At 71.0% G+C, this 17,250-nt stretch carries 16 protein-coding genes; 13 read left to right on the top strand and 3 right to left on the bottom strand.

The genetic code is table 11. The features are described from left to right. Nucleotides 1–39: 39 nt before the first annotated feature. The 4 genes from OHS18_RS35580 (at nt 40) to OHS18_RS35565 (ending at nt 4,739) form a co-directional block, all read left to right on the top strand. Nucleotides 40–666: a PadR family transcriptional regulator gene (locus tag OHS18_RS35580; RefSeq protein ID WP_328445109.1), complete on the top strand. Its 627-nt coding sequence runs from the start codon at nt 40–42 to the stop codon at nt 664–666. Then, the gene (locus OHS18_RS35575) at nt 647–2,266 is read left to right on the top strand and encodes a DHA2 family efflux MFS transporter permease subunit (protein ID WP_328613723.1); all 1,620 of its coding nucleotides are present in this window, start codon (nt 647–649) and stop codon (nt 2,264–2,266) included. The genes OHS18_RS35580 and OHS18_RS35575 overlap by 20 nt, the downstream gene beginning before the upstream one ends. A 390-nt stretch (nt 2,267–2,656) precedes the next feature. Then, nucleotides 2,657–3,286 (top strand): Maf family protein, encoded by a 630-nt coding sequence (locus OHS18_RS35570; protein WP_328613722.1) that lies wholly within the window; start codon nt 2,657–2,659, stop codon nt 3,284–3,286. A gap of 100 nt (nt 3,287–3,386) precedes the next feature. Then, nucleotides 3,387–4,739, top strand: coding sequence for a dicarboxylate/amino acid:cation symporter (locus OHS18_RS35565; protein ID WP_328445115.1), 1,353 nt, complete (start codon nt 3,387–3,389; stop codon nt 4,737–4,739). A gap of 11 nt (nt 4,740–4,750) precedes the next feature. Here the strand turns inward: OHS18_RS35565 and OHS18_RS35560 are convergent, their stop codons facing one another. Beyond that, a complete protein-coding gene (locus tag OHS18_RS35560; RefSeq protein ID WP_328445117.1) occupies nt 4,751–5,473 on the bottom strand; it encodes a hypothetical protein in 723 nt (240 codons plus the stop codon). Between the two features lie 168 nt (nt 5,474–5,641). On the opposite strand from OHS18_RS35560, the gene OHS18_RS35555 reads away from it, so the two are divergent. The 7 genes from OHS18_RS35555 to OHS18_RS35525 all read left to right on the top strand — a co-directional run bounded on the left by OHS18_RS35555 (nt 5,642) and on the right by OHS18_RS35525 (nt 11,489). Beyond that, nucleotides 5,642–5,926, top strand: coding sequence for an SAV_915 family protein (locus OHS18_RS35555; RefSeq protein ID WP_328445119.1), 285 nt, complete (start codon nt 5,642–5,644; stop codon nt 5,924–5,926). A 106-nt stretch (nt 5,927–6,032) separates the two neighbouring features. Continuing rightward, nucleotides 6,033–7,829, top strand: a complete 1,797-nt coding sequence (locus OHS18_RS35550) for an acetyl/propionyl/methylcrotonyl-CoA carboxylase subunit alpha (RefSeq protein ID WP_328613721.1) — start codon at nt 6,033–6,035, stop codon at nt 7,827–7,829. Nucleotides 7,830–7,887: 58 nt separating this feature from the next. Beyond that, nucleotides 7,888–8,439 carry a DUF1707 SHOCT-like domain-containing protein gene (locus tag OHS18_RS35545; RefSeq protein WP_328445122.1) on the top strand — a complete coding sequence of 184 codons (552 nt, stop codon included), beginning with the start codon at nt 7,888–7,890 and terminating at the stop codon, nt 8,437–8,439. A gap of 7 nt (nt 8,440–8,446) precedes the next feature. Further along, nucleotides 8,447–8,836, top strand: coding sequence for a DUF1707 SHOCT-like domain-containing protein (locus OHS18_RS35540; protein ID WP_328445124.1), 390 nt, complete (start codon nt 8,447–8,449; stop codon nt 8,834–8,836). 18 nt (nt 8,837–8,854) lie between these two features. Beyond that, nucleotides 8,855–10,045 carry a sensor histidine kinase gene (locus OHS18_RS35535; protein ID WP_328445126.1) on the top strand — a complete coding sequence of 397 codons (1,191 nt, stop codon included), beginning with the start codon at nt 8,855–8,857 and terminating at the stop codon, nt 10,043–10,045. After that, nucleotides 10,042–10,653, top strand: coding sequence for a response regulator transcription factor (locus OHS18_RS35530; RefSeq protein WP_328445128.1), 612 nt, complete (start codon nt 10,042–10,044; stop codon nt 10,651–10,653). Before OHS18_RS35535 ends, OHS18_RS35530 begins: the two co-directional genes overlap by 4 nt. A gap of 305 nt (nt 10,654–10,958) precedes the next feature. Further along, on the top strand, nt 10,959–11,489 hold the full coding sequence (locus tag OHS18_RS35525) for a GNAT family N-acetyltransferase (RefSeq protein WP_328445130.1): 531 nt from the start codon (nt 10,959–10,961) through the stop codon (nt 11,487–11,489). Between the two features lie 563 nt (nt 11,490–12,052). Here the strand turns inward: OHS18_RS35525 and OHS18_RS35520 are convergent. Continuing rightward, the gene (locus OHS18_RS35520) at nt 12,053–13,792 is read right to left on the bottom strand and encodes a glycerol-3-phosphate dehydrogenase/oxidase (RefSeq protein ID WP_328445134.1); all 1,740 of its coding nucleotides are present in this window, start codon (nt 13,790–13,792) and stop codon (nt 12,053–12,055) included. A 244-nt stretch (nt 13,793–14,036) separates the two neighbouring features. On the opposite strand from OHS18_RS35520, the gene OHS18_RS35515 reads away from it, so the two are divergent. Continuing rightward, nucleotides 14,037–14,786 (top strand): MIP/aquaporin family protein, encoded by a 750-nt coding sequence (locus OHS18_RS35515; protein WP_328445136.1) that lies wholly within the window; start codon nt 14,037–14,039, stop codon nt 14,784–14,786. A gap of 30 nt (nt 14,787–14,816) precedes the next feature. Further along, nucleotides 14,817–16,331, top strand: a complete 1,515-nt coding sequence (gene glpK / locus OHS18_RS35510) for a glycerol kinase GlpK (RefSeq protein ID WP_328613720.1) — start codon at nt 14,817–14,819, stop codon at nt 16,329–16,331. A 50-nt stretch (nt 16,332–16,381) separates the two neighbouring features. On the opposite strand, the gene OHS18_RS35505 is transcribed toward glpK, so the two are convergent. Then, nucleotides 16,382–17,185, bottom strand: coding sequence for a VOC family protein (locus OHS18_RS35505; protein WP_328445140.1), 804 nt, complete (start codon nt 17,183–17,185; stop codon nt 16,382–16,384). Nucleotides 17,186–17,250 lie beyond the last annotated feature (65 nt).

Below are 17,250 nucleotides of genomic sequence, written 5' to 3'. Positions count from 1 at the left end.
GAATAAACGACTCGGAGTCACCCGGAGGGACCAACGATCATGGCTTCGGCCAAGCTGACCCCCCTCGGCCTCGCCGTGCTGGAGCTGCTGCACGAGAAGCCCATGCACCCGTACGAGATGGCCCAGCTCATGCGCGAGCGGTACGTGAGCACCCGCGTCAACGTGAAGGCGGGCTCGCTCTACCACACCGTGGAGCGCCTCCAACGCGACAACTACATCCAGGTCGTCGACACGCAGCGCGACGGCCGGCGGCCCGAACGGACCGTCTACGGGATGACGCCGACCGGACTCGACGTGTTCAACCAGCGCGGCCGCGAACTGCTCGGCGACCTCGCCCAGGAGTTCCCCGCGTACCTCTCCGGGCTCGCCGTGATCGACGAACTGGGGCGCGAGACGTCACTCGTCGAGCTGGAGAACCGGATGGTGCGCCTGCGCGCCGCGGTCGCCGCCGACGACGCGGTCGTGCGGAGCCTCATCGAGGACAAGACGCCGGAGATCTACTGGCTGGACTGGCGGTTCAGCTGCGACCGCCGCAAGTTCGAGCTCGCGTGGACCGAGCGGCTCCACGAAGACCTGCGCTCCGGGCGGATCCCGTTCCAGGAGTGCGACCCACCGCACCTCACGCTCATCACCAGGGAAGACGACGATGAACGCAAGACAAGCTAACCCGTGGGCGGCGCTCAGCGCGCTGTGCCTCGGTTTCTTCATGATCCTGCTCGACACGACCATCGTGTCGATCGCGATCCCGACCATGCTGCGCGAGCTGAACGCCGGGCTGAACGCCGTGGTCTGGGTGATCAGCGTCTACCTGCTCACCTACGCCGTGCCGATGCTGTTCACCAGCCGCCTCGGGGACCGCTTCGGCCCGAAGCGCGTGTTCCTCGCCGGGCTGGTCGTGTTCACCGGCGCGTCGCTGTGGTGCGGCCTGTCCGGCAACGTCGAGATGCTGATCGCCGCGCGCGCCGTGCAGGGTCTCGGCGCCGCGCTGATGACGCCGCAGACGCTCGCGTTCATCACGCACCTGTTCCCGCCGGCCAAGCGCGGCCCGGCGATGGGCATGTGGGGCGGCGTCGCCGGACTGGCGACGATCGCGGGCCCGCTGCTCGGCGGCGTGCTGGTGGACCACCTCGGCTGGGAGTGGATCTTCTTCGTCAACGTGCCGATCGGCGTGATCGCCATCGTCCTGACGGTGCTGCTGGTGCCGGACTGGCAGCCGAAGCACTCGCACGCGTTCGACGTCGTGGGCATCGTGCTCTCGAGCCTGGCGCTGCTCTTGATCGTGTTCGGCGTCCAGAACGGCCAGCAGTACGACTGGGGCACGGTCTGGGGCGGGATCACCGTGTTCGAGATCATCGGCGCCGGCGTGCTGCTGCTGGTGGCTTTCGTGGTGTGGCAACGGTTCAACAAGCGAGAGCCGCTCCTGCCGCTGCAGGTGTTCTCGAACCGGAACTTCTCGGCCGGGACACTGACCGCGACAACGGTCGGCTTCGCGATGACCGGCATGTTCCTGCCGCTGGTCATCTACATCCAGTCGGTGCTCGGGCTGACCCCGACCATGGCCGGCCTGCTGACCGCGCCGATGTCGCTGCTGTCCGGGATCGCGGCGCCGTTCGTCGGTCGCGCCTCGGACAAGGTCAACGGCAAGTACCTGGTGATGTTCGGGCTCGCCGCGCTCGCGGCCGGGCTGGGGATCATCGCGCTGCAGGCGTCGCCGGACAGCAGCCCGTGGTCGTTCATCCCGGCGCTGCTGGTGTGCGGCCTGGGCATCGGCTGCATCTTCTCGCCGATGAGCAACATGACGATGGGCTCGATCGAGCCGCGGCTGGCCGGGACGGCGTCGGGCATCTTCAACACGTCACGCCAGGTGGGCGGTGTGCTCGGCAGCGCCGCGATCGGCGTGATGCTGCAGGCGCAGGTGAGCTCGTCCATCGCGGACGAAGCCACGAAGGCGGCTTCGCAGCTGCCGGAGCAGTACCGGGCGCCGTTCGCGGAGGGCATCGCCAAGGCCGCGGCGAGCACGGGTGAGTTCGGTTCGTCGGGCGGTCCGGCGCCGACGCCGGGGCTGCCGGCGGAGATCGCCGCGCAGGCCGGCCGGCTGGCCACCGAGGCGGTCCACAGTGGACTGACGGACGCGGCCCGCGCGACGATGCTGCTGCCGATGGGCGTGCTGCTGCTGGGCGTCATCTCGGCGGCGATGCTGCGGAAGGTCAAGCCGCGCTGGGAAACCGCGGCTCCGGCGGCTCCGGAAGCCGCTACCGCCACCTGAGGCTCGGAACGTTCGAAGGCCGGCATCCCGTGGGGTGCCGGCCTTCGTCGTCTCCGTGGGTCTCGGAGAAACCGTGCGGACCCCCGGCCCGGGTGTCGGGTACCGGCCGGGGGTCCGCACGGACCGCGGGAGCGGTGGCTTGGTCCTCAGCTCGTCGCGGGTGGCGCCGCCGCGGGGGCCGAACCGGACGACGGGCGAGCCGCGGCCCGGGTCTTCGGCGTCCGGCGCTTCGTCCACCACGGGGATCGCGACGTCGCGGGAGAATCCGTCACACGCACGGTCATGAGCCACCTCCGCGCCATATGTTGCGAGCCACAACAAAATAACTCGCCCGGCGGTGTGGCGCCGGTCACAATTCGGTCACGACAGGCGTCCCGGTACGTTCCGGGGGTGCATTTCGTCCTCGCTTCGCAGTCCCCCGCCCGGCTCGCCCTCCTGCGCTCCGCCGGCCTCGACCCGGCCGTGTTCGTCTCCGGCGTCGACGAGGACGCCGTCGCCGCCTCGCTGCCCGATCCCACGCCCGCCGAGCTGGTCATGGCGCTCGCCGCGGCCAAGGCCGACGCGGTGCTCGACCAGGTCGCCGCGGCGCACCCGGACGCCGTCGTCGTCGCCTGCGACTCGATGCTGAACATCCACGGCGCCATGGTCGGGAAGCCGGGCGATCCGGACACCGCGCGGCGGCGCTGGGCGGCGATGGCGGGGACAACCGGTGAACTCTTCACCGGGCACACCGTCGTCCGGCTCGACGGCGGCGCGCGCTCGAAGGAGGCGTCCGGCTCGATGTCGACGACCGTCCGGTTCGGCACGCCGAGCGAGGCGGAGATCGACGCCTACGTCGGCACCGGCGAGCCGCTGCGGGTGGCCGGCGGGTTCACGATCGACGGCCTGGGCGGCTGGTTCATCGAAGGCCTCGACGGCGACCACACCAGCGTCATCGGCCTCAGCCTCCCGTTGACGCGCCGCCTGCTGGCCGAGGTCGGCGTGAGTGTCGTGGATCTCTGGCGGCCTCCCGCATCCTGAGAAACGCGCCACACGATGGGGTGATTTGGAAGAGTTCACTCCTGCCTGACGTCGGCTTTACCAGGCAGGCCAGGAAACTTTCGAACACCGGAGTCGCCCCGTGTCTTTCGTACGGACCTACACCAAACCGCGGGTGTTCGCGGCCGCGGTTCTCGGCTCGCTCGTCGTCGGCGCCCTCCTGGGCGTCGTCGCACGGCAGACCGAGGCCGGCTGGCTGACCGATCTCCTCGACCAGATCGGCACCATCTTCACCACGCTGCTGCAGGTCGCGGTGATCCCGCTGGTCTTCACGGCGATCGTGGTCGGCATCACCAGCCTGCGCGGGCTGGGCGGCGGCCGGACGGCCGCGCGCCTGGGCGGCAAGACGGTGCTGTGGTTCGCGATCACGTCGTTCATCGCGTCGCTGATCGGCATCGCCGTCGGCCGGATCTTCAACCCCGGCGCGGGTGGCCTCGGCGGCGCCGAGGCCACCGCGAAGAACGCCGACCGGGCCGCGAAGAGCGTCGACAGCTGGGGCTCGTGGAGCGCGTTCGTCAAGGGACTGCTGCCGGAGAACTTCTTCAAGGCCTTCGCCGACGGCGAGACGCTGCAGGTGCTGTTCCTCGCGCTGGTGCTCGGCGCCGCCGCGTACAGCCTGGGTGACCGCGCGAAGCCGTTCGTGGACTTCACGACGAGCGTCTTCGAGATCATCCAGCGCTACCTCGGCTGGATCGTCCGGCTCGCCCCGCTCGGCATCATCGGCCTGATCGGCGCGGCCGTGTCCAACTACGGCGACGCGCTGTTCCGCCCGCTGTTCTCGACGACGCTCGCGGTGTACGTCGGCTGCCTGCTCGTGCTGTTCGTCGTCTACCCGATCCTGCTGCGGTTCGTGGCGAAGGTCAGCCCGGTGAAGTTCTTCGCGAAGGCGGGCACGGCGATCCAGTTCGCGTTCGCTTCGCAGTCGTCCGCCGCGACGCTGCCGCTGACCCGCCAGTCCGCGGTGAACCTCGGCGTCCAGCCGGCGTACGCGGCCTTCGCGACGCCGCTCGGCAGCGCCACGAAGATGGACGGCTGCGCGGCGGTCTTCCCGGCGATCGCGGCGATCTTCGTCGCGAACCTGGCCGGGGTGTCGCTCAACTTCTGGCAGTACGCCGGCATCGTCGTGGTCGCGGTGGTCGGCGCACTGGCGACGGCCGGCACCACCGGCTGGCTGACGGCGTTCACGCTGACGACGTCGTTCATCGGCCTCGACGCCAAGCAGGTGGCGATCGGCCTGGCGCTGATCTACTCGGTCAACCCGATCATGGACATGATGCGGACGGCCACGAACGTCGCCGGCCAGATCGCGGTGCCGGTGATCGTGGCGCGCGGCGAAGGCCTCCTCGACGACGAGGTCCTCAACGCGCCGACGGACAACCCGGAGCACAGCGACGACGGCACCGCGGCCCGCCAGACCGAACCCGCCCACGCCTGACCCCGCTCGGGTCAGGGGCAGGCGCGCAGATCGGCGCGGGTGAGGCGGACGTCCGGCCAGCCGCGCAGGTCCGACGGGGCCGTCACCTGGCGGGTGCAGCCGAGCGACGTGCCCGCCAGGTCGTACACCTCGCCCAGCACCTTCGACGCCTGGCACTGGGGCGTGCCCGACGCCGCGTCCGGGCAGTTGTGGCGGACCACGATCACGTCGGGCCGGCCGTCGGCCGTGACGTCGTAGAGCGAGAGGGTCCCGGCGTCGGCGAAGTACGGCTTGCCCGGGTCGCGCCACACGCCCCCGCCGCGCACCAGCAGCTCGCCGTAGGCCCCGGTGCCGTCGTCGCCGACGTCGCCGCGGATCAGGCACGCGGGCGCGGCGCCGTCGATGCAGGTCAGCGAGTTCGCGTCGAGCCGGGCGCCCAGCTGCGCGAGCGACAGGTCGAACACCGTGCCGGGCTCCGGGCCGACGCGCACCTGCGCCGAACCACCCGACGCGTCGGTCAGCAGCACCACCGGCGTCCCGCCGACGGTCATCGCCGCGAGCTGGCGGCACGGGCCGCCACCGCAGGTCACGGCCGGGGGCGTGGTGCCGGCCGCGGGCTCGGTGACGGTGTCCGCGGGCGCGTCCGGGCGCGGGCGCAGCAGGAACACGGCGCCGATCGCGCCGAGGGTGACCACCGCGGCGAGCACGGCGGTGAGCAGCGCCGACCGAGGCGTCCGCACTGCCGAAGTCCGCATGAGACAGAGCGTAAGCCGCTTCGCCACCGTGCGTGGGCAGCGCCCCGGCGGGTGTGGCTGAAATCCCCCAGGGGTGGATCCCCGGGGCCCGCCACCCCGCGGCTCCACCAAAGGGTGACGCCCCGACGGGGCCACCGGTAGCGGAGAGTACCGGGTTATGTTGTCCGGGTGACGAACCCCAGCCTGCCTCCCGCTCTGTACCTCCCGACCGGCCCCGCCAGCCGCGCGGCCGGAGGCGCGTCGATCGAGCTGCGCCGCACGCCGGACGGCCGGACCGCGCTGGTCGCCTTCACCGCGCTGGACCGGCTGATCGACTGCTGCGGCGAGCACCAGCCGTGGGTGCTGGTCAGCACCGAGCACCTGCCGAAGGTCCACGCCGCGAACCCGTACGACGTGATCGTGCTCGACTCGCCGCTGCCGGCCGGGCTGCGGCACAGCCCGGCCCCCGTCTGAGCGTGGTTCAGCTCTCACTCAAGAGACTCGCGACGTCCTGTCCGTAGACTCCCCCGTACCGCGTGAGCGGTCAGCAATGCAGCTGTCGGGACGCAGGAGGTGCGGGGTGGCCGAGCAGGTCGGCGAATCCACCGGTGGTCCGGTGACCAAGATCCTGGTCGCCAACCGGGGCGAGATCGCGGTACGCGTGATCAGAGCCGCCAAGGACGCTGGCCTCGCCAGCGTCGCGGTGTACGCCGATCCGGACCGGGACGCACCACACGTGCGTCTGGCCGACGAGGCCTTCGCCCTGGGCGGCACCACGGCGGCCGAGAGCTACCTGTCCGTCGACAAGCTCCTCGACGCGGCGAAGCACTCCGGCGCCGACTCCGTGCACCCGGGTTACGGCTTCCTCTCCGAGAACGCGGACTTCGCCCAGGCGGTCATCGACGCCGGGCTGACCTGGATCGGGCCGAGCCCGCAGGCCATCCGCGACCTCGGTGACAAGGTCACCGCGCGGCACATCGCGACCCGCGCGGGCGCGCCGCTGGTGCCGGGCACCAAGGAGCCGGTGAAGGACGCGAGCGAGATCGTCGCGTTCGCCGACGAGCACGGGCTGCCGGTGGCCATCAAGGCCGCGTTCGGCGGCGGCGGGCGTGGCCTGAAGGTCGCGCGCACCCGCGAAGAGATCCCGGAGCTGTTCGAATCGGCGACGCGCGAGGCCGTCGCGGCGTTCGGCCGCGGCGAATGCTTCGTCGAGCGCTACCTGGACAAGCCGCGTCACGTCGAGGCGCAGGTGCTGGCCGACCAGCACGGCAACGCGATCGTCGTCGGCACCCGCGACTGCTCGCTGCAGCGGCGGCACCAGAAGCTCGTCGAGGAGGCGCCCGCGCCGTTCCTGTCGGACGACCAGCGCGCCCGGATCCACGAGTCGGCGAAGGCGATCTGCAAGGAAGCCGGTTACTACGGCGCCGGCACGGTCGAGTACCTCGTCGCCACCGACGGCACCATCTCGTTCCTCGAGGTCAACACCCGGCTGCAGGTCGAGCACCCGGTCTCCGAGGAGACCACCGGCCTCGACCTGGTCCGCGAGATGTTCCGCATCGCGCGCGGCGAGAAGCTCCGGATCACCGAGGACCCCGAGCCCCGCGGTCACTCGATCGAGTTCCGCATCAACGGTGAGGACGCCGGCCGCGGCTTCCTGCCCGCGCCGGGCACGGTGACGAAGTTCCTCGCGCCGAGCGGGCCCGGCGTGCGGGTCGACTCCGGCGTCGAGTCCGGCAGCGTGATCGGCGGCCAGTTCGACTCGATGCTGGCGAAGCTGATCGTCACCGGCTCGGACCGGAACAACGCCCTGGAACGCAGCCGTCGCGCCCTGGCCGAGATGGTCGTCGAAGGCATGGCCACGGTGCTGCCGTTCGACCGCGTGATCGTCGACGACCCGGCGTTCATCGGCGACGAGAACGGCTTCAGCGTGCACACGCGCTGGATCGAGACGGAGTTCGACAACAAGATCGAGCCGTTCGTCGCGCCCGACGTCGAGGCGCCCGAGGAGGAGCCCCGCCACAACGTCGTCGTCGAGGTCGGCGGGCGCCGCCTCGAGGTGTCGCTGCCCGGCGGGTTCGCGCTCGAAAGCGGCAGTGGCGGTGGCGGTACGGCCGTCAAGGCGAAGCCGCGCAAGCGCGCCGGCGGCGGCAAGGCCGCGGTGAGCGGTGACGCGGTCACCGCGCCGATGCAGGGCACCATCGTCAAGGTCGCCGTCGAGGAGGGCCAGTCGGTCGAGGCCGGCGAGCTGATCGTCGTCCTCGAAGCGATGAAGATGGAGAACCCGGTCACCGCGCACAAAGCGGGCACCGTCACCGGCCTTTCGGTCGAAGTCGGCGCCGCCGTGACGCAGGGCACGCAGCTTCTCGAGATCAAGTAGGACAGTTCGTTACAGATGTCGTGGTGGGCCGCCCCCGAGGCGGCCTACCATCGAGCACGTGACCGAAGTCCCGTCTCCGCAGCTGCGGATCAGCGACCAGAACCGCGAGTCCGCGTTGACCGCGCTCGGTGAGCACATGACCGCGGGGCGGATCGACATCGACGAGTACGGCGAACGCTCGGCCCGCATCACCGCGGCCAAGACGCGCGGCGAGCTCACCGAGATCTTCGCGGATCTGCCCACCCCCCACCCCCGCTACGACGAAACGCCGCAGGCCGCCGTCGCCGCGTCCGAGCCGGACCAGCCGGCCGCGCCCGCGCGGCGGGGCTCCGGCTCGCCCGAGAACTGGGCACCGGCGCAGCGGTTCCTCGCCGCGATCGTGCCGCTGGCCTTCATCGCGGCGATCGCGCTGATCGCCACCGGCACGCTGGCCTGGCCGATCATCTTCGTCCCGATCGGGCTCACCGTGATCGGCAAGTCGATGTGGGGCCACGGCTGGAACCACGACCAGAACCACCACGACCACCACGAGCGGCACCTGCACGACCGGGAGCGCCGCCGCGAGATGCGGGACTCCTACCGCGACCGCCGGCGCGAACTGGGCCGCTGACCCAGCCGTGAGCGACATGCGCCTGAGCGACGAGGAGCGGCAAGACGCCCTCGACGTCCTCGAAGAACACGTCCGCACCGGGCGCCTCGACATCGACGAGTACGGCACCCGCTCCGCGAAGGTCACCGCGGCCAAGCGGGTCAGCGAGCTCATCCCGCTGTTCGACGACCTGCCCTCACCACGGCCCAGCGCCCTGGTGGGGGGCGCCGCCGCGCCCGGCGTCCCGGTCGTGACCGGCGAAAGCAACGTGACGCGCTTCCTGAACGCGAGCGCGGTGCCGATCGCCATCGTCGTCGCGATCGCGGTGCTCATCCTCAGCCGGGGGCGGCTGCTGATCATCTCGATCGCGCTGCCGCTGGTGATCGCGATGCTCGCGGGGCTCCGCCGCCGGCGCTGAACCTGCGAGAATCGGCCCATGATGGGCGTGGTGCCCGGCGCGCTCGACGCCCGGGGCGAGCGGCTGGCCGGGCCGATCTTCACCGGTGTCGGCCTCGTGGGGCTCGCCGTGTGCGCGTTCTTCGCGGCGGGTCGGGACGCGGACTGGGGCACCACGCTGGTCGTCGTCCTGCTCACCGCGGCGTGGCTGCCGCTGCTGATCCCGCTGTTCCCGCACCGGACGGCGCACCCGTGGCTGACCGCCGGCTACTACGCCGGGGTCCTCGCCGCCGCGCTCGTGCTGGTCGCGCGCAACGACGTGTTCACCGGCTTCGCGTCGTTCGGCTATCCGCTCGCGTTCGTGCTGTTCCCGGCCCGCTGGGGGTTCTTCGCGGTGGCCGCGACCGCCGTGCTGCCGATGCTCGTCACCGGCTCCGACCGGCAGAGCCCGGTGTGGGTGCTGGTCGCTTCGGTCGCCGGGCCGCTGCTGTACGCGGCTTGGTTCGTCGGCGCGGAAAGCGAAAAGCGGCGCAAGACGAACACGCGGCTGGAGGCCGCGCTGGCGGAGAACGCGGGCCTGCACGCGCAGCTGCTGACCCGGGCGCGCGAAGCCGGCGTGCTCGACGAACGGCAGCGGATGGCCCGCGAAATCCACGACACGCTGGCCCAGGGCCTGACCGGGATCGTCACTCAGCTGCAGGCCGCCGACCGCGAGGACGGCCCGGACCGCGACCGGCGGCTCGCGCAGGTGCGCACCCTGGCCCGCGACAGCCTCAGCGAAGCGCGGCGCGCGGTGCAGGCGTTGCGGCCCGAACCACTGGCCGGCTCCCGGCTGCTGCCGGAAGCGCTTTCCGACCTGGCGGACCGCGTCGCCGAGACGTCCGGAGTGGTGGTGCGCGCCGAAACCACCGGCGACGTCCGGCCGCTGCTGCCCGAAGTGGAGGTCACGCTCTACCGCGTCGCGCAGGAAGCGCTGGCCAACGCGGAGAAGCACGCGAAGGCGTCCCGGATCGGGCTGACACTGTCCTATTCGGACGAAGTGGTGCTGCTCGACGTCGTCGACGACGGCGTCGGCTTCAGTCCCGGTGACCGCGGTGAGGGCACCGGCTTCGGGCTGGAGACGATGCGCCACCGAGTCCAGCGGGTGGCCGGGACGTTGTCGGTCGAGAGCGCACCGGGTAGCGGCACAGCGGTCAACGCCCAGGTCCCGGCCCTCCCGGCCATACCGTGATCCGGGTCCTCGTCACCGACGACCACCCGGTCGTCCGCGACGGCCTGCGCGGCGCGTTCACCGGCGAGCCGGACATCGAGGTCGTCGGCGAGGCGGCGTCCGGGCTGGAGGCCCTGGCCCTCGTGGCCCGGCACCACCCCGACGTCGTGCTGATGGACCTGCGCATGCCGGAACTGGACGGCGTCGGCGCGATCCGCCGACTCGCCGTCTCCCACCCCGCGGTGCGCGTCCTGGTCCTGACGACGTACGACGCGGAGACCGACGTCCTCCCGGCGATCGAGGCCGGCGCGACGGGCTACCTGCTGAAGGACGCCCCGGTCGCGGACCTGCTGAACGCCGTCCGCGCCGCCGCCCGCGGGGAGCCGGTGCTGGCGCCGAGCGTCGCCGGCCGGGTGCTGGGTGGCTTTCGCCGGGCCGGCCCGCTGACCCGCCGTGAGCTGGAGGTCCTGCGGCTGGTGGCGGAAGGAGCCACGAACCGCGCGGCGGCGAGCCGGCTGTTCATCAGCGAGGCGAGCGTGAAGACCCACCTGCTGAACGCGTACGCCAAGCTCGGCGTGAACGACCGCGCGGCGGCGGTCGGCGAGGCCTACCGCCGCGGCTTGCTCTGACTCCGGCCGAACCACGTCTCGTTCCGCCGGTCCTCGCGGCGCTGACCCGTTTCGGCAGATTGCCGGTTCCGGTGCGGGCCGTGGCGCCTGTCGTGGTCCGGGCCCCGAGCGGCTACACCGTGATCGAACCCCGCGTCGCGGCCGACGACGGCTCGCCGGTTTCGCGACGACGGATCGCGGGACCTGGGCGGGGTGCCGTGATCCGGCGCCCGCTGCCTGCGCAACCGGGCACGGTTCCTGCCTGGACAGCGCCTTGACCACCGGGCCGGGAGCACCGTGCTCCCGGCCTGGCTAGGCTGGATCGAGTGGAACCGGTGGAGATCAACGCGGGGACGTACTACCTGCGCCAGCTGCGCGCCGACCGGCACATCGACGATCGCGCGGTCCTGATGGAGGCGTTCGCCGACCCGACGCACCGCAAGTACGTCCTGAACTATCGCCTGCGCACCCTCGACGAAGCGACGGAGTACGTCACCCTGCGCGCGGCGCAGTGGGCGGGCGACGAGCGCTGTTCGTGGGCGATCGCGGAGCCGACGTCGGGACGGCTCCTGGGCGAAGTGGGCCTGCGCGAGCTGAACCTGGACACGGCCTACGCCGAGGCGACGATCTGGGTCCACCCGGCCGAGCGAGGCAAGGGCATCGCGACAACGGCGTTGAACGCCGCCCTGCGCTTCGGTTTCGGCGGCCTGGGGCTGACGGAGGTCAGCTACCGCTACGAGGAGAGCAACGCGGCATCGGCAATCGTCGCGGAGCGCTGCGGCTTCACATTGCTGGGCCCCGAAGACCACCCGGCCCCGACGGGCGAGCGCCTGATCCGCTGGCACCGCACATCCTGAGCCACGGCGGCCACAGCCGGGACCATCGCCCGCCGCCAGACGCCGCCGGTGATCGCCTGCTGCCACCATCACCGATCAGCGCGGTCGGCGATCGCCTTCCGCCACCATCACCGATCAGCGCCGTCGGCGACCACCTGCCGCCGGCCACCGTCGATCGCCGCGGCCATCACCATCGCCGGCAATCGCTCACCGCCGGCTGCCGCCAGCGCCGATCAGCGGCGCCACCGCCGATCACCAGCGACCGCTCGCCGCCAGGGCCGATCAGCGTCGCCAGCGATCGCTCGCCGCCAGCAGCCGCCAGCACCAACCAGGGTCGCCAGCGACGGCTCGCCTCCAGCAACCGGCGTCACCGGCGATCGCCATCGCCATCCATCGCCGCCGCCCGGCCGAAACTCCCCCACCCATCCCTGGGGGGCGGCCCCTAGGCCAGTCTATCGGCGCCCTCGGACGAAATCGGGCCGAAAGGACGTCGGCGCCGGAGTTGTCCACAAGCCGGCGGGCCTGTGGACAACGCCGGGCCGTCAGGCAGTGGGCGATCGGGCCACGCCGAGACGAGCCGCCGGTCAGCTGATCGGCGGCACGATGCCCGAGCGGGCCTCCGGGGCCGCGATCCGCAACGCGTCCGCCGCTTCGTCGTTCGGCTGGGACTGGGACTCGCGTTCCGCTTCGACCCTCGCCCGGTAGACCTCGACCTCGCGCTTCACCGTTTCGGGGGCCCAGCCGAGGACCTCGCCCACCAGGTCCGCGACCTGCTCCGCGCAGTCGACGCCGCGGTGGGCGTACTCGATCGAGATGCGCGTGCGGCGGGCCAGGACGTCCTCCAGGTGCAGCGCGCCCTCGTGCGCGGCCGCGTACACCACCTCGACGCCCAGGTAGTCCGGTGCGTGCTCGATCGGCTTGAGCAGTTCCGGGCGGCCCTCGGCGAGACCCAGCACTTCGTGCACCAGCGAGCCGTAGCGGTCCAGCAGGTGCCTCACCCGATAGGGGTGCAGGCCGTGCTCCGCGGCCAGGTGGTCGGCCTGGTTCACCAGCGCGTGGTAGCCGTCCGCGCCGATCAGCGGGACCTTGTCCGTGATCGACGGCTGCGAGCGGCCCGGCAGGTCGACCGCCGCCGCGTCGACGGCGTCCGCCGCCATCACCCGGTAGGTCGTGTACTTGCCGCCCGCGATCGCGACCAGGCCCGGCGCCACCCGTGCCACCGCGTGCTCGCGCGAAAGCTTCGACGTCTCTTCGCTCTCCCCCGCCAGCAGCGGGCGAAGCCCCGCGTACACACCTTCGATGTCGTCGTGCGTCAACGGCGTCGCCAGGACGCTGTTGACGTGCTCCAGCAGGTAGTCGATGTCGTGCTTGGTCGCCGCCGGGTGCGCGAGGTCGAGGTTCCAGTCCGTGTCCGTGGTGCCCACGATCCAGTGATTGCGCCACGGGATGACGAACAGCACCGACTTCTCGGTGCGCAGGATCATCCCCGACTCCGACACGATCCGGTCGCGCGGGACGACGATGTGCACGCCCTTGCTCGCCCGCACGCGGAACCGCCCGCGGCCGCCCGACAGGCGTTGCAGTTCGTCGGTCCAGACGCCGGTGCAGTTGATCACGACGGCCGCCGAGATCTCCGTCTCGCGCCCGTCTTCGACGTCGCGCACGCGCACGCCGGACACGCGGTCGGCTTCGCGCAGGAAGCCGACGACCTGGGTCGACGTCCGCACGATCGCGCCGTAGTGCGCCGCCGTCCGCGCCACCGTCATGGTGTGGCGGGCGTCGTCGGACTGGGCGTCGTAGTAGCGGATCCCGCCGATCAGCGCGGACCGCTTGAGGGCCGGCACCATCCGCAGCGCGCCCGCGCGGGTCAGGTGCTTCTGGCCCGGGACGCTCTTGGCGCCGCCCATCGTGTCGTACATCAGCAGGCCGGCGGCGGTGTAGGGCCGTTCCCAGACGCGGTGGGTCAGCGGGTAGAGAAAACTGACCGGTTTCACCAGATGGGGTGCGATCGTCGTCAGCATCAGCTCGCGTTCGCGAAGCGCTTCCCGGACGAGCCCGAATTCGAGCTGTTCCAGGTAACGCAGGCCGCCGTGGAAGAGCTTGCTCGACCGGCTCGACGTGCCCGAAGCGAGATCCCGCGCCTCGACGAGCGCGACCCGCAGCCCGCGGGTGGCGGCGTCCAGCGCCGTGCCCGCGCCGACCACGCCGCCGCCGATCACGACGACGTCGAAGGTCTCCTTGCCCAGCCGCTGCCAGGTCTCCTCCCGCTTCCGCGGGCCCAGTCGAGCCGGGTTCGTCTCCGCTGCGTGCTGCGCGCTTGCCACGTGACAGTCCTCCTCGAGCCGGCGAGGCTTCCAGCATCGCACGACCTGGTGATCCTCCGCCCGTTCGCGGAGGACACATGTGGCGTAACCCTCCGCGATCTTGAAAAGATTGCGCTAGCCGGTCCTTGGACCAGGCTTCTACGCCCGGGTAACGTCGCCCGGACGTGGGTCGGCAACGGTGCCGTGGCACGCCGTGATCGGCCTTGCGCAGAGTGTCCAGTGTGGCCAGTGTGGAGGTACAGCGGTGAGTGCTGGAGCAATAATCGTCTGGGAACTACTGGGAACAGCGGCGCTGATCCTGCTCGGCAACGGTGTGGTCGCGAACCACGTGCTGCGCAAGACCAACGGCAACAACGGCGGAATCCTGTTCATCAACTTCGGCTGGGCGTTCGCCGTCTTCACCGGCGCCAGCATCGCCGCGCCGAGTGGCGCGCACCTGAACCCCGCGGTGACCCTCGGGCTCGCCATCGCGGACAAGACCAAGTGGGCCGACGTGCCCTTCTACTTCATCGGGCAGATGGCCGGCGCCATCATCGGCGCGCTGCTGTGCTGGGCGACCTACAAGCTCCAGTTCGACGACCACCCCGAGCCGGAGAACACGCTCGGCATCTTCTCCACCGCACCGCAGATCCCGAACCGGGTCTGGAACCTCGTCACCGAGATCATCGGCACCTTCGTCCTGGTGGCCTGGATCCTGCTCAGCCCGACGTTCGCCGCCGGCGACGGCGGGACCCCGAACTTCGGCAACGCCGCCCTGGGCTACGCGGGCGTCTCGTTCGTGGTCCTCGTGATCGGTACCTCCCTCGGTGGGCCGACGGGCTACGCCATCAACCCGGCTCGTGACCTCGGCCCCCGGATCGCGTACGCGTTCCTGATGCCGATCCGGAACAAGGCGAACGCCAACTGGGGCTACTCGTGGATCCCGGTCGTCGGCCCGCTCGTCGGTGGCGCCCTCGCCGCGCTCCTGTACCTCCTCGTGCACAACCTGACCTGATCGCCCGCCCGAGAATTTCCTGGAGCACACATGACTTCGTACGTAGCAGCGATCGACCAGGGCACCACTTCGACACGGTGCATGATCTTCAACCACGAAGGCCGGGTCGTCGCCGTCGACCAGAAGGAACACGAGCAGATCTTCCCGAAGGCGGGCTGGGTCGAGCACAACGCCGAGGAGATCTGGGAGAACACCCGCGCGGTCGCCGCGGGCGCCATCGCCAAGGCCGACCTGCACACCAAGGACATCGTCGCCGTCGGCATCACCAACCAGCGCGAGACCGCGCTGGTCTGGGACAAGACGACCGGCAGGCCGGTGTACAACGCGATCGTCTGGCAGGACACCCGCACCGACCGGATCGTCACCGAACTCGGCAACCTCGGCGGCGGTCAGGAGCGCTACCGCGACAAGGTCGGCCTCCCGCTCGCGACGTACTTCTCCGGGCCGAAGGTCAAGTGGATCCTCGACAACGTCGAAGGGGCGCGCGAGAAGGCCGAAGCCGGTGACCTGATCTTCGGCAACATGGACACCTGGGTGCTGTGGAACATGACCGGCGGGCCCGACGGCGGCGTGCACGTCACCGACCCGACCAACGCCTCCCGCACCATGCTGATGGACCTCGACACGCTGCAGTGGGACCCCGAGATCGCCGCCGAGATGACGATCCCGCTGTCCATGCTGCCGGAGATCCGCTCCTCGTCCGAGGAGTACGGCAAGGTCCGCGAGAAGGGCGCGCTGGCCGGCGTGCCGATCGCGGGCATCCTGGGCGACCAGCAGGCCGCGACGTTCGGCCAGGCCTGCCTCTCCCCCGGCGAAGCCAAGAACACCTACGGCACCGGCAACTTCATGCTGCTCAACACCGGTACCGAAAAGGTGATGTCGCAGAACGGGCTGCTCACCACGGTCTGCTACAAGATCGGTTCGAACGACACGATCTACGCGCTGGAAGGCTCCATCGCCGTCACCGGTTCGCTGGTGCAGTGGCTGCGTGACAACCTCGGCATGATCGGGACCGCGGCCGAGATCGAGGAGCACGCGCGCAGCGTCGAAGACAACGGCGGCGCGTACTTCGTCCCGGCGTTCTCGGGTCTGTTCGCTCCTTACTGGCGATCCGACGCTCGCGGCGCGATCGTCGGGCTCACCCGGTTCGTCAACAAGGGACACCTGGCCCGCGCGGTGCTGGAGGCGACCGCCTTCCAGTCACGCGAGGTGATCGACGCGATGAACGCCGACTCCGGCGTCCCGCTGAAGTCGCTCAAGGTGGACGGCGGCATGGTCGTCAACGAGCTGCTCATGCAGTTCCAGGCCGACATCCTCGGCGTGCCGGTGATCCGCCCGGTGGTCAACGAGACCACCGCGCTGGGTGCCGCGTACGCCGCCGGGCTGGCGGTCGGGTTCTGGAAGTCCGAAGACGACATCCGCACCAACTGGGCCCAGGACAAGCAGTGGGACCCGGCGATGGACGACGCCCGCCGCGAATCCGAGTACCGCAACTGGAAGAAGGCCGTCACCAAGACCTTCGACTGGGTCGACGCCGAAGACTGACCGTCAGGGCCGGGGGCACCGCGTCGAAACGGTGCCCTCGGCCCGCCCGCTCAGTCGTCCCAGCCCTCCGGCTTGCCGGATTGTTCGTTCGGCGCGATGACCAGGAACGGCACGCCCTGGTCGTCCACCAGGCGCACCTGCCTGCCGTGTGGTGAGTCGAAGGGCTCGCCCACGGCCTGGCCGCCGAGCTCGACCGCCTTGGCCGCGCTCGCGTCGGCGTCCGCCACCCAGAAGTACGCCGACCAGTTCGACGGCACCTCCGCCGGCACTTCGGCGGGCATTCCGCCGAGACCGCCGATCGGACGGCCGTCCACCAGCAGCACCGAGTACGTGAAGTCGCCGCTGGAGATGTCTTCGAAGCCGTAACCGAAGACCCGCTCGTAGAACGCCTTGGCCGCCGGGTAGTCGCGGCTCATGCACTCGTTCCAGGCCGACGTGCCCGGCCCGGCCGTCACCTGCGTGCCCGTGTGGTTGCCGGGCTCCCAGAGGCCGAACGCCGCGCCGCCGGGGTCGACCGCGACGGCCATCCGGCCCTCCTTCATCACCTCCATCACCGGCATGACGACCTGACCGCCGGCTTCGGCGATCGCCGACACCGCCTTGTCCACATCGGACACCGCCAGGTAGGTCGTCCACACCGCGGGCGTCTCCTGACCCGGTGGAGTCCGGCCGATCCCGGCGACCGGCCGCCCCCGCAGCATCGCCATGCCGTAGAAGCCGGTCTCCTCACCGCCCGCTTGCACGTCCCAGCCGAACAGGCCGCCGTAGAAGGCGACCGCCTTCGCCTGGTCGGGCACCATCAGGTCCACCCAGCTGGGTGTCCCGTCGGGCCATGGCTCGTCGCGGAACAACATGTCGGCTCCCTACCCTCGTCTGCGCCGCCTCGGGTGACGGCCGACACAGTGTGGCACCGGGGTCC

It is taken from the genome of Amycolatopsis sp. NBC_00355, assembly GCF_036104975.1.
GTDB lineage: Bacteria > Actinomycetota > Actinomycetes > Mycobacteriales > Pseudonocardiaceae > Amycolatopsis.
Note: the sequence above shows the minus strand (reverse complement) of the source record. Positions and strands in the feature narration are given on the sequence as shown.

What these genes read in the sequence shown, in the direction of transcription:
- OHS18_RS35580 (WP_328445109.1), top strand. Translation starts at nt 40, where the DNA reads ATGGCTTCGGCCAAGCTGACCCCCCTCGGCCTCGCCGTGCTGGAGCTG.
- OHS18_RS35575 (WP_328613723.1), top strand. Translation starts at nt 647, where the DNA reads ATGAACGCAAGACAAGCTAACCCGTGGGCGGCGCTCAGCGCGCTGTGC.
- OHS18_RS35560 (WP_328445117.1), bottom strand. Translation starts at nt 5,473, where the DNA reads ATGCGGACTTCGGCAGTGCGGACGCCTCGGTCGGCGCTGCTCACCGCC.
- OHS18_RS35535 (WP_328445126.1), top strand. Translation starts at nt 8,855, where the DNA reads ATGATGGGCGTGGTGCCCGGCGCGCTCGACGCCCGGGGCGAGCGGCTG.
- glpK (WP_328613720.1), top strand. Translation starts at nt 14,817, where the DNA reads ATGACTTCGTACGTAGCAGCGATCGACCAGGGCACCACTTCGACACGG.
- OHS18_RS35505 (WP_328445140.1), bottom strand. Translation starts at nt 17,185, where the DNA reads ATGTTGTTCCGCGACGAGCCATGGCCCGACGGGACACCCAGCTGGGTG.